Source organism: [Clostridium] clostridioforme AGR2157 (assembly GCF_000424325.1).
GTDB lineage: Bacteria > Bacillota > Clostridia > Lachnospirales > Lachnospiraceae > Enterocloster > Enterocloster clostridioformis_A.
Genome location: NZ_AUJR01000080.1, coordinates 1 through 10542, shown reverse-complemented (window position 1 = coordinate 10542; position 10542 = coordinate 1). Strand labels below are relative to the sequence as shown.

Genomic DNA, 10542 nt, shown 5'->3' with positions numbered 1-10542 from the left:
AAACGCTTATATTCGTAGTCCCTCATAACTGTAGACAAATTTTCTCCCTCCGGGACAGGCGGCCTGTCTTCTGAAGTGGTTGCGATTGCCTGAATCCCTGGCTTTTCATCATAAGATAATGTATGGACAGCTGTCTCTCCCCCGCAAATGGGATAAAATTGCCAGTTTTGTCAAAACAGAGTTCCAATTGCTTATAGATAACATCTGGGCTTGGGCAACGGAATTTACATACTTTGTCAGGCTGGCAGGATACCATAGTTCGGCGGCAAGGCCAAAAGCGGTTGGTTTTTGGCAGGCAATATTTACTACCCAGGCTTTGGAATCATCAAATATTTCTGCTTTTCGTCCCCGCCCGTGAGAATCTTCCAGAGCTGCCGCTACCCCGGATTCCATAAATTTTTGCAGGCAGAGGCGAACCGTAGGAACTGTGATGTCCAGATAGAAAACCAGTTCAAATTTCGGTTTGACTGATAATGGAAAACTTCACACCTTGCCGCCTGCCAGTGGCACAACGAGCAGTAAGTCTGAAAAGATTTGCTGCTTTTTTTGCACCCATTTTTGGCGTTTTCCTTTCCCGCCTGTATTAGAGAACAAAGAGAAAAAATTTTGAAAATTACCGTCAATTTCCTCTTTTCCGGTGTTGTAGGGAGTGAAAGGAAAAATATTTCCCATAAGCGGGCAGAACACCGCCCCACCGGTGTCATAGTAGGGAAAGGAAAGCGGGCAGAAAAGCCCCTGTCATTTGTATCTTTGGCGGAAAGGAAAAAAAGAAAGCCAAAAGCGGGCATGCGGTTTTGCCCCTCGCGGGAAACTTGTTGGGGAGTGCCTTCCCCAAACCCTGCTATGCGGCTTGCGCCGCAAAAATATTTCCGTCCGGCGAAAAGTTTTTTCTCACTTTTGCCCCGGAAATGGCTAACAGATAGGTGTGTTTTTTGTGACAAGTGAAAGGAGGTTTACAGCCTATGCCAAAGCGATACAACACGCCCCACCGCAGCCGCGTTGTGAAAACCTGGCTGTCCGAAGATGAATACGCCGACTTCACAGAACGGCTTGCTGTCTACGGTATCAGCCAGTCCGAATTTCTCCGGCAGGCGATACGGCGGGCGACCATACGCCCCGTTGTCCATGTGTCGGCGGTCAATGACGAACTGCTTTCCGCCGTCGGAAAGCTCACAGCCGAGTACGGCAGGATCGGCGGCAACCTCAACCAGATAGCCCGCTATCTGAATGAGTACGGCGTGCCATATAACACGCTGTCCAGCGAGGTACGCGCCGCCATAGCCGACCTTGCCGCCCTCAAGTATGAAGTCCTAAAGAAAGTAGGTGACGCGGTTGGCAACACTCAAGCATATCAACTCTAAGAACGCCGACTACGGAGCCGCCGAACAATACCTGCTGTTTGAGCATGACGAGTTTACCATGAAGTCCGTCCTTGATGAAAACGGCAGGCTTATCCCCCGCGAGGACTACCGGCTGTCCACGCTGAACTGCGGCGGCGAAGATTTTGCCGTTGCCTGTATGCGCTCCAATCTCCCCTACGGGAAGAACCAGCGGCGGGAAGATGTGAAAAGCCACCACTACATCATCAGCTTTGACCCACGGGACGGACCGGACAACGGCTTGACCGATTGAGCAGCTTATCGTCCAGAAAGACAGCCTTTACAACAGCTACCGGGAACAGAAGCAGTGCGTCAAGGAGTTGCAGACCGTCAAGAGCAATATCGACCAGATCTTGCGCCGGGACGAGCCACGCCGCAGGAAGGAGCAGAGCCACGAGCGATAACCTACCCCGCATGGACTACCGGCAGCACCGGCGGGCGCGGCGGCTGGTACATGAGTGCTGTAACTACGACGAGGGGAACTGCCTGCTTTTAGACGACGGGGAGCCTTGCGTGTGTGTACAGAGCATTTCCTTTTCCCTCATGTGCCGCTGGTTCCGTGTGGCTGTCCTGCCCCTTGACGGGGAACTGGCCGCAGCCCTCTTGTACCGGGGGAGCCGGAAACGGTGTGCGGTCTGCGGGGCTGTTTTCGTCCCCAAATCCAACCGGGGGAAATACTGCCCCGACTGCGCCGGACGCATGAAGAAAATCCGAGCCGCCGAGCGAAAGCGGAAACAAAGGCAGAGATGTCACGCTTTAGAGCCTTTCAACCCCGCATAAATCAAGGCTTTTTTGCCCGCCCTCGACGGGGGCTTGATACATTTATCCTTTTCCCCCGGAAACGGCGTCCTAATGCGTGGCCCCAAATCCACCCAAAGGAGGAACTATGTCAGACAACCGAAAATACTACTACCTCAAGCTGAAAGAGAATTACTTTGACGAGGACGCCATTGTACTGCTGGAAAGTATGCAGGACGGTGTACTCTATTCCAACATTCTCTTGAAACTGTACTTGAAATCGCTGAAAAACGGCGGGAAGTTGCAACTTGATGAAAATATCCCCTACACCGCCCAGATGATTGCCACCATTACCCGCCAGCAGGTCGGCACCGTAGAGCGAGCCTTGCAGATTTTTATGAAGCTGGGGCTTGTCCAGGGCCGGGGCTGCGGTTACGGGCGCGGCGGCCACTGCGGTCGGGGAAACGGTTTCCGGGGAGTCCGTGGCTGGTAAACAACAGGAGCGGTTATGCGGAGCGAGCAGGAGGCGATCCGAGCCATCGAACGGTATTCCTTGTGGAGCGGACCCAGGGCTACGCCAAGGCTCCAGCCAAACGGCGCAGATATCCCGCTTACGCCGCAGCTTGTGCGTGTATGCTGCTGGCGCTGCTTGGGGGCCGCTGGCTCTACTTCACACCCACGGCGGCAATCAGCATTGATATTAACCCTTCCCTTGAATTGAGCGTCAACCGGTTTGACCGGGTGATTGCCATAACTGGCTTTAACGAGGACGGACAGGCGCTCTCCGACGCGCTGGATGTCAAATACAAGAATTACGCCCAGGCCGTGGAGCAGATCCTGCACCATGACAGCGTCACGGCACTTCTGTCCGGCGGCGAGGTGATTGCCATTACGGTGGTAGGTCCGGACGGGCAGCAGTCCGCCAAGCTCCTTTCGGGGGTCAAAACATGTGCGGCGGGCCAAGGCAATATCGACTGCTATTCCGCACAGCCCGAGGAGGCGGACGCCGCCCATGAAGCAGGGCTTTCCTGTGGAAAATACAGAGCCTTTTTGGAATTGCAGCTTCTCGACCCGGATGTCACGCCCGAAGCTGTGCAGGGCATGACCATGCGGGAGATTCGGGATATGATCGACCGCTTGTCGTCTGATAGCGGCAGTGATTCCCCGCCGTCCGGCAGCTGGGGGAACGGACATCATGGTAACGGCGGCGGTCACGGCGGCTGGAGACACGGCAGAAACTTGGGCGAATGATGCCAACACAAGAAACGAACAGGACCGGCGCAAAGAAAACGCGCCGGTCCTGTTTGCTATTGCGTGGTTGCCGCCCTACTTGCTCATCGCCTGCATTATCTGCTCTGCCTCCGCCAAGGTTACAGCATCTCTGGGACCCAACCATCCCTCGGAGGGCGTCAGTCCCTTCTGATGGGCCCAGGCCAGCGCAGGCTGGGCAAAGCGGTTAAAAAGGCAGATACACGAAAATCGCCCACAGAGCTTTTCTGCGGCCGGTCTATGTATCTGCTGGTTCAAATATGTCTTATATACGCTATTCGGTTGTGGATTTAATTATAGTCTCGGCTTCATTGCTTGTCAACCCTGGCTATGAAAAAATCATTGACATAAATCCCGCCGCTGCGTATAATAATAGCAGAGGGCGGAGATGCCCACAAAATAGTGTTCGCTTCCTGATATGCGGCTTATAAATGGTCAGGACTACAAATAGTGTTCGCTCCCCGATATGCGGCTTACAAAAGTTCGGGATTTTTGTAGCGCCCTGTCGAAAGGCAGGGCGTTACTTTCTGTGTGGGAGGGTCTGCCTTATGCTGCAAGCTCAGTTGTATTTTTTATCTGACCAATATTATCTGGACTTTCCTGATGACAGGCTGATGAAAAACAAGGATATGATCAACGGCGTTCCGCACAGCCGTCCTTGTTTCTTCGCGTTCCCTGATTCTAAAATACCGGAAATCTATTGGATTGTTCCGATTTCCTCAAAGTATGAAAAATTCAAACAGATTGAGGAAAAGAAAATTCAAAAATACGGAAAATGCAATACTATCCGTTTTGGAACCGTATTAGGCAGACACACCGCCTTTCTTATCCAAAATATGTGTCCGGCAACAGAGAAGTATCTGACCGCTTACATAGATAAAAATAACCAGCCCATACGGATTGATGACCGCATAGCAACAGATGTGATAAAAAACGCTCGCGAGGTTCTGAGTATGGCAAAGCGGGGGGCAAGACAGGCAGGCTGACTAACAGCAGCGTAGTGATCATTCCTGATACAAATAATAAAACATTTTTCTTCATCATCAAGCCCTCCAATCTTCTGCATAGACCAATTCAGCATAGATGATTTCCTCCGAACGGTTATGAATGCTGTCCATGCGGCGTACCCATTCAAGCTGGTCGGAGGCTTTCAGAGCCTCGGTCACGCCCTCCCGCTCTGCCATAGCGATGCAGATGCGCTCCATGCGCTCGTGACAGGTCCGGTCTATCTCGGCAAGATGTTGGTGGAGCGCCCCACTCAAGCGCATAGTGCTGTATAAGGCGGAGTGATGCTCTTTTAGGTAGCGGCGGCGCATACGGCCATATTTGCCGAGACAGTATGTGCTGGCGTCTGGTAGGGTGAGATTGGGGACGAGATAGTCTCCCTCCTGGCGGTATGTACCGCCCATGCGTTCATACAGTGACTTCATAAAATTGGCTCCTTTCATGTTGAAATGCTTGCAAATACGGACTTTTTACTCCTTTCCTATAACTGCAAGTTACATTCACCACAAATGAGCCGCAGTCATATGTATTTGGTGGCTGACTCCACCCTTTACATATTAGCTCTCAGAAGCGGATTTTGGAAACCTACGCCAAGCAGAACGGTTTTACTAATCTGCGCTGGTACACCGATATGTATAACCGAAAATTGATACAATGCTCAGCGCATATGGGTGTAGAAATACGGCTAAAATAAAGGCTTTCAGCAGATTTGGACGGTCTGCCGAAAGCCTTCTTTTTTTATGCTTCGATATGGCGGAGCGACTGCGAGAGCCGCTTGAACCCACTCCGAAGTCAAAATAAAAATGTTTACGGATAATAAAAAGGTAAATACGAGCTACCAAGCTGTATCATCATTCATCTTTCTTTCCATAGGGAACAGATTCTTCAGCGACCATCAATGTTTCCTGTTTCGGTGTAAAATCATACACTGTTGCTTTATGTTCCCGCATGTCCATGTCGGTATTATCCGTCCAGAGTTCGCATTGTGTCATAACCGTTTGAACTGCATCATCCATACCCTCTGGCGGATAACGGTGCTTCTTAAGAAGCTTCTTTATCATCATCCGCATTTTGCTCTGGCAGAGTCACGTTTCTGCCAGTCAATCGTCCGATTGCTCCGCAAGGCGTCCGCCAGTTCTTTTGTAATGGCGATCAATTCCTCGTTCTCATAGAAATCCTTGATAGCCTGCGGCTTCGTAAGTGCATCATAGAATGCCAGTTCGTCAGCAGTAAGCCCAAGCTGTTCACCTTCATTTTGCGCTGCCTGTATCTGCTTTGCCAGATTTAGGAGTTCTTCAATGACCTGCTCGTTGGTAAGCATTCCGTTAAGATTCATCTTGGAGATTTCTTCAAGAAATTTTGGATCAAACAGGGAAAACTCCTCGGACACATCCGAAAACAGGTTAATAACACCATCGCTTTTTACGCTCTGCTTAAGCAATTTTCAGTTTGAATAGTGCATCTGCGATGGCATCCTCCGGCATAGTCGGATTCAGTCGACGCAGGGCAGCGTTCAGTTCTTTTTCATAAATGACCGCATTTACTGAAACTGTATCACCACTATTTCAGCAGATGTGGGCAAATCAGGATGAAAACAACAAACTTGCAGATATAAGAGATACCCTGCTACCGCGGCTGATGTCCGGAGAAATTGATGTATCCGGTATCCAGCTCTAAGCCGCTAAATTATCGTTTATACCAGCACAGGATGGAGGGATTATCATACAATCCAAATACCACCATTTGATTCCACAAACATATTTGTCTGCTTGGGCAAACCTAAGTGGAACGCTCAAAATTAAATGGTCTGCCACGCAAAAAATTGAGTATCGAAATACAGAAAGTGTAATGGCGTAAGCATACAAATCCAATCGTTCCTCGTGCAGAAACATCACCAAGCGTTAAAGCTTTCCAGCCATCTGGTATTCCATCATGAAACAGAAATCGTTCTTTAAAAAGAGCCTGCGCCTGCTGCAATAAATTATCGTTTATTTCTGTATTAAGCTGTATTTTTCTGTCGAGCGCCTCCAATATTCCTGCAATTTTCTCCTGTTCCTCGTATGTAAAATCAGGAACCTCGTATTTCATAATGGCTGATTTATCCCCACGAGGCATCTTCGTACCTTTTGAGGTAGCCATCGAATAATCAAAAAATGTATCGTCAGCAAGAACATAGTACAGAAACCGCTTACTCACGCCGTCCTTTGCTCTAAACACAAGAACATCGTTAGAGCAACCGCCATCGAACTCGGCAAACCATATCTTTTTGAAATACGGTCTGATATTTGATACTAACACATCTCCGGCGAGAAACGCCTGCGTCTGTACTATGGTCGGCAATGAAGATGCACTTGTGATGCCGCCCTTGTTGGGCATCATGTTCTCCGTGGATATATAGGTTTCTTCACCCAGGATAGCAACATCGACTTTGCCCTTGGCGTATTCACATATATCCGCAAGATTATATTTCATACCCAATCGCCCCCAATTTTCTCCTGATCTCATCCTCCAGTTCATGGGACTTGGCAAACATATCGGACAATTCCGATGTCAGCCTTGCCATTTTCTCTTCAAACGGCTCGCCATCATCTTCCTGCTCTTCGATGCCCACATAGCGTCCCGGCGTCAAGATATAATCCTGCTTTGCAATATCCTGCAGAGTCGCAACAGAGCAGAAGCCCTTTACATCCTCAAGCGTCCCGTTCTGGAATGCCTCGAAGGTATCCGCCAGTTTCTGAATATCTTCCTCGGAAAAATCCCTATGCTTTCTGTCAACCATGTGTCCCATCTTACGGGCATCGATAAAGAGCGTCTTGCCTTTCTGCTTCTTGCCCTTGGTAATGAACCACAGGGTAACGGGAATGGTTACACTATAGAAAAGCTGTGTCGGGCATGGCAATGATGCCCTCAATCAAATCATCTCAATGATTTTCTTTCGTATTTCACCTTCGCCGCTGGACTGCGTGGAAAGGGCACCATTCGCAAGTACAAGACCGATTTTTCCATTTGGTGCAAGGTGATGAATCATGTGCTGAATCCATGCATAGTTGGCATTGCCCGCAGGCGGAATGCCATATTTCCAGCGCACATCCTCCAACAGCTTCTCTTGGTTCCACGGATGATAGTTGAAGGGCGGATTCGCAAGAATAAAGTCCGCTTTCAAAGTCGGGTGCAGATCGTTCGTGAAAGTATCCGCCTGATTGGGACCAAAATCTGCGTCGATACCGAGAATCGCCATATTTATCTTTGCCATCTTCCAGGTGTCGGCGTTTGCCTCCTGACCGTAGACAGCGATGGCACCACGTTTGCCGGAATGCGCTTGGATAACTTTGCGCTCTGCACAAACATACCGCCAGAGCCGCAGCAACAATCGTATACACGGCAGTTGTCAAACGGACGAAGGATGGAGACAAGCGTTTTAACGACACTGGACGGCGTATAGAATTCTCCGCCGCCGACACCTTCCTTTTCTGCAAACTGTGCAATGCAGTATTCGTAGGTGCGACCGAGGAGATCTTCACTCTCTGTGGTATCGTGCATATCTATGTTGTTTGTGAAGATGTCCACGACATCACCCAGCACTCTCTTATCGAAATCCGGGCTGGCATAGTTCTTCGGAAGGACATTCTTAAGTATCTTGTTCTCGGCTTCGATAGCCCTCATAGCATTATCGATAACCGTGCCGATCTCCGGTGTATGGGCAGCGGAGGCAATGGTGCTCCACCTGGCATCCTCCGGCACGAAGAAAACATTCTCCATCGTATAGGCATCACGGTCATCCTCGAACCCATCGCCTTCCTCTACAAGTTCCTGATACCGTTTAGCCTTTTTGTAGGCGATATTGTAAGCCCTGTTTGCTTTGTACTGTTCCGCATATTTTATAATTTCTGCAAGGTCTTTGATGTGGTTCTCCAGCTTGCGGACGGTCTGCTTTGCTTCCTTTCCTGTGGCGGCAGTGGCAGCAATTTTCTGTTCCAGTTCCTTAATGAAACCAGCTTCGTTGTAAGCCTGTGTTTTTAGAGTTTGGTCTTGTGGAGATTTTAACCGATGGCGCCTACTACATGGCCGACATTCAACTGCTGATCGGCCAGTCCTCGACCGAGGGGGAAAGGAAAAAGAAAGAGCGTATGCGCCTGAAACGTCAAAAACTGCTTCCATCCGGCGAAGTGGACATTTGTCCACCAGAGATTAGAGATAAGAGATTAGATATTAGAGATAAGAGTATAGAGAATAGAGAGTATGAGAACGCCCGCACCTATGGCCGTTACCAGAATGTTTTTCTAAGTGACAGGGAACTGGCCGAGTTACAGGCAGACTTCCCCACGGTATGGAGCCAGTACATCGAAAAGCTGTCTGAATACATGGCCTCTATCCTGAACCGGCTGATCGGGATGTTTTCCGAGGACAGGGCCTCTTTTATCGCCAGTCTGGATGAATACGACCTGCTTATCATCGACGATTTAGGCGTGGAGCGCAGCACCGACTACGTGATGGAGCAGATGTTTTTCGTCATTGACAGCCGCTACCGCAGCCGGAGGCCCATGATAATCACGACCAATCTAAAACTGTCCGAGTTGAAGAACCCGCCCGATCTGGCCCATGCCCGGATTTATGACCGCATACTGGAACGGTGCGCCCCTATCCTCTTTGCTGGAAAGAATTTCCGGGAGGAAAACGCCGGGGCCACCAAAGAGGCGGCGAAAGACCTTGTAAACCGTAAACCCAACTGAAAGGCCGGGGGCAGGCCCCGGAGAAAGGAGCGCCCATGAGCGAAGAATCCCGTACCCAGCAGACAGCAGCCCCGGCCAGAGGGCCGGAGGACGCGCCCGCGCTTGTGAAGAAAATCGGCAAGACCACCTACAAGGTGCGCGTTCATTTCAGCGACACCAGCACAGAAACCATGAGCGATAAAATCAAGCGTATGCTGAAAAACGAGATACAGCAGATGTAAGTACAGCGGGCCGGGAGTTTTCACCCCGGCCCGCAGCCTTTTGCAACAAGTCAATAATTCAAAAATTCAGCCGGTGTCATAATCGCTGGATTTTGCACACCAGATTCCAGGAAGTCCTTATCGCCGGTAAGCAGCACATCGGCTTTTGCCGCAATCGCTGCCCGCAGGATAGGACGGTCATTTACATCTCTGATTTGTGTTTCTGTCATATCCTCATCTGTTGGAACCGGGACTAATTCCAAAGTCAGCAAAGCCACAGAAAGAAACTTATCCAGCGAAGCCAGACGGTTCGGGAATTTCTTGTTGAAAATCCGTTTCATTTCGTCCACGTTCTGCTCGCAGATCAGTCCATGATTGGGATAGGACGCTGCTTTTACATACGCCTGAAAAGGCGTACCATTGGCGCTTAACGCCGCAGAAATGAGGACGTTGGTATCTATCAAAACTCTCATGCTTTTTCGTCCTCATTTCGCAATTCTTTGACAAGCGCCATCACATCATCTTCCGAAGTCAAGCCGGTACGTTCTGCTTCTCCGGCCATTTCCTGTTGAAGCATTTGCATGGCGTAGACAGCAGAATTAACGATACGAACTGTGTTGCCCTCGACCACGAATGTAACCCTGTCGCCGCTTGCTACACCGAGAACGTCCCGAACATCTTTCGGGATTGTGACCTGTCCTTTTGCCATGACTTTTGCATTGTCTACAAACGCTTTTGCTAACATGATTTTGCACCACCTTTCTGAAAATATGGAAAGTAGGGATTTCCCTACTTCTATTATACGCAGACAACGCAAAAAATCAACGGGAGCCAATGGAATTATTTGTGAACACCAGTGTAGGGTATAAAGTTGTGACTTTTTTGCTTTTCAGGAAACTTCGCAAATCGGCCAAAATGGTGTATAATAGACTTGAAATAAAAAATGGCATAGCAAAAGAGCGAAGATGTAACTTCGCCATGACGTTGCCTATGTAGTTTTTTGTTTTTGGTTTAGGCTGCACTATCTGACGGTAGAGAAAGAATAAGGCGTATGGAGCTATCCATATCCTATAACCTTTCGATAGCGTTCAAATAGTGCAGTTTTTTTGTGGTAAACTTCTAAAACCAACATAGAAGTGCCACATTCCGGGCATCTGAGCGGATCATAGCCAAAAGCCAGAAGGATTGAATTACGCCAATCCAGAAGCCTGGAAAGATAAC

Annotated in this window: 10 protein-coding genes and 7 pseudogenes; 9 read left to right on the top strand and 8 right to left on the bottom strand. The window is 49.4% G+C overall.

The features are described from left to right. Positions 1 to 483 precede the first annotated feature (483 nt). The gene (locus G614_RS0122370; RefSeq protein WP_027643697.1) at positions 484 to 672 is read right to left on the bottom strand and encodes a hypothetical protein; all 189 of its coding nucleotides are present in this window, start codon (positions 670 to 672) and stop codon (positions 484 to 486) included. 290 nt (positions 673 to 962) lie between these two features. Between G614_RS0122370 and G614_RS0122365 the strand changes: the two genes are divergently transcribed. The 6 genes and pseudogenes from G614_RS0122365 to cptIN all read left to right on the top strand — a co-directional run bounded on the left by G614_RS0122365 (position 963) and on the right by cptIN (position 4372). Further along, a complete protein-coding gene (locus G614_RS0122365) occupies positions 963 to 1361 on the top strand; it encodes a plasmid mobilization protein (RefSeq protein ID WP_027643696.1) in 399 nt (132 codons plus the stop codon). Beyond that, positions 1333 to 1626, top strand: a pseudogene (locus G614_RS0122360) (relaxase); the annotation flags it as partial. The gene G614_RS0122365 and the pseudogene G614_RS0122360, both read left to right, overlap by 29 nt. 167 nt (positions 1627 to 1793) lie before the next feature. Next, complete coding sequence (locus G614_RS0122355; RefSeq protein ID WP_027643694.1) at positions 1794 to 2159, top strand: cysteine-rich VLP domain-containing protein; 366 nt, start codon at positions 1794 to 1796, stop codon at positions 2157 to 2159. Between the two features lie 106 nt (positions 2160 to 2265). Then, a pseudogene (locus tag G614_RS28600) lies at positions 2266 to 2535 on the top strand (phage replisome organizer N-terminal domain-containing protein); the annotation flags it as partial. A 323-nt stretch (positions 2536 to 2858) separates the two neighbouring features. Continuing rightward, complete coding sequence (locus G614_RS28595; RefSeq protein ID WP_155245117.1) at positions 2859 to 3368, top strand: hypothetical protein; 510 nt, start codon at positions 2859 to 2861, stop codon at positions 3366 to 3368. Between the two features lie 566 nt (positions 3369 to 3934). Then, entirely contained in the window at positions 3935 to 4372 is a 438-nt protein-coding gene (gene cptIN / locus G614_RS28590) for a type III toxin-antitoxin system CptIN family toxin (protein WP_044918601.1), read from the top strand. Between the two features lie 57 nt (positions 4373 to 4429). Here cptIN and G614_RS0122335 read toward each other — a convergent pair whose 3' ends face one another. Then, positions 4430 to 4816 (bottom strand): TnpV protein, encoded by a 387-nt coding sequence (locus tag G614_RS0122335; protein WP_027643693.1) that lies wholly within the window; start codon positions 4814 to 4816, stop codon positions 4430 to 4432. 131 nt (positions 4817 to 4947) lie between these two features. On the opposite strand from G614_RS0122335, the pseudogene G614_RS35200 reads away from it, so the two are divergent. Then, a pseudogene (locus G614_RS35200) lies at positions 4948 to 5022 on the top strand (recombinase); the annotation flags it as partial. Positions 5023 to 5242: 220 nt separating this feature from the next. Here G614_RS35200 and G614_RS30675 read toward each other — a convergent pair. The 3 genes and pseudogenes from G614_RS30675 to G614_RS28580 form a co-directional block, all read right to left on the bottom strand. Then, a pseudogene (locus G614_RS30675) lies at positions 5243 to 5835 on the bottom strand (type I restriction enzyme endonuclease domain-containing protein); the annotation flags it as partial. Positions 5836 to 6170: 335 nt separating this feature from the next. Beyond that, positions 6171 to 6863, bottom strand: coding sequence for a restriction endonuclease subunit S (locus tag G614_RS28585; RefSeq protein WP_080664598.1), 693 nt, complete (start codon positions 6861 to 6863; stop codon positions 6171 to 6173). Beyond that, a pseudogene (locus G614_RS28580) lies at positions 6853 to 8150 on the bottom strand (N-6 DNA methylase). The gene G614_RS28585 and the pseudogene G614_RS28580 overlap by 11 nt, the downstream one beginning before the upstream one ends. Before the next feature lie 521 nt (positions 8151 to 8671). On the opposite strand from G614_RS28580, the pseudogene G614_RS31515 reads away from it, so the two are divergent. Together G614_RS31515 and G614_RS0122305 are read left to right on the top strand one after the other, a co-directional pair. Further along, positions 8672 to 9121 (top strand): annotated as a pseudogene (locus G614_RS31515) (ATP-binding protein); the annotation flags it as partial. 35 nt (positions 9122 to 9156) lie between these two features. Continuing rightward, positions 9157 to 9342 carry a transposon-encoded TnpW family protein gene (locus G614_RS0122305; RefSeq protein ID WP_027643690.1) on the top strand — a complete coding sequence of 62 codons (186 nt, stop codon included), beginning with the start codon at positions 9157 to 9159 and terminating at the stop codon, positions 9340 to 9342. A gap of 50 nt (positions 9343 to 9392) precedes the next feature. Here G614_RS0122305 and G614_RS0122300 read toward each other — a convergent pair whose 3' ends face one another. The 3 genes and pseudogenes from G614_RS0122300 to G614_RS35195 all read right to left on the bottom strand — a co-directional run. Next, positions 9393 to 9794 (bottom strand): putative toxin-antitoxin system toxin component, PIN family, encoded by a 402-nt coding sequence (locus G614_RS0122300; protein ID WP_027643689.1) that lies wholly within the window; start codon positions 9792 to 9794, stop codon positions 9393 to 9395. Further along, the gene (locus G614_RS0122295) at positions 9791 to 10066 is read right to left on the bottom strand and encodes an AbrB/MazE/SpoVT family DNA-binding domain-containing protein (protein ID WP_027643688.1); all 276 of its coding nucleotides are present in this window, start codon (positions 10064 to 10066) and stop codon (positions 9791 to 9793) included. Before G614_RS0122295 ends, G614_RS0122300 begins: the two co-directional genes overlap by 4 nt. Before the next feature lie 312 nt (positions 10067 to 10378). Next, a pseudogene (locus G614_RS35195) lies at positions 10379 to 10542 on the bottom strand (IS91 family transposase); the annotation flags it as partial.

Excerpts from the sequence above, each read along its gene's own strand:
- G614_RS0122370 (WP_027643697.1), bottom strand. The coding sequence starts at position 672 with ATGGGAAATATTTTTCCTTTCACTCCCTACAACACCGGAAAAGAGGAA.
- G614_RS0122365 (WP_027643696.1), top strand. The coding sequence starts at position 963 with ATGCCAAAGCGATACAACACGCCCCACCGCAGCCGCGTTGTGAAAACC.
- G614_RS0122355 (WP_027643694.1), top strand. The coding sequence starts at position 1,794 with ATGGACTACCGGCAGCACCGGCGGGCGCGGCGGCTGGTACATGAGTGC.
- cptIN (WP_044918601.1), top strand. The coding sequence starts at position 3,935 with ATGCTGCAAGCTCAGTTGTATTTTTTATCTGACCAATATTATCTGGAC.
- G614_RS0122335 (WP_027643693.1), bottom strand. The coding sequence starts at position 4,816 with ATGAAGTCACTGTATGAACGCATGGGCGGTACATACCGCCAGGAGGGA.
- G614_RS28585 (WP_080664598.1), bottom strand. The coding sequence starts at position 6,863 with ATGAAATATAATCTTGCGGATATATGTGAATACGCCAAGGGCAAAGTC.
- G614_RS0122305 (WP_027643690.1), top strand. The coding sequence starts at position 9,157 with ATGAGCGAAGAATCCCGTACCCAGCAGACAGCAGCCCCGGCCAGAGGG.
- G614_RS0122300 (WP_027643689.1), bottom strand. The coding sequence starts at position 9,794 with ATGAGAGTTTTGATAGATACCAACGTCCTCATTTCTGCGGCGTTAAGC.
- G614_RS0122295 (WP_027643688.1), bottom strand. The coding sequence starts at position 10,066 with ATGTTAGCAAAAGCGTTTGTAGACAATGCAAAAGTCATGGCAAAAGGA.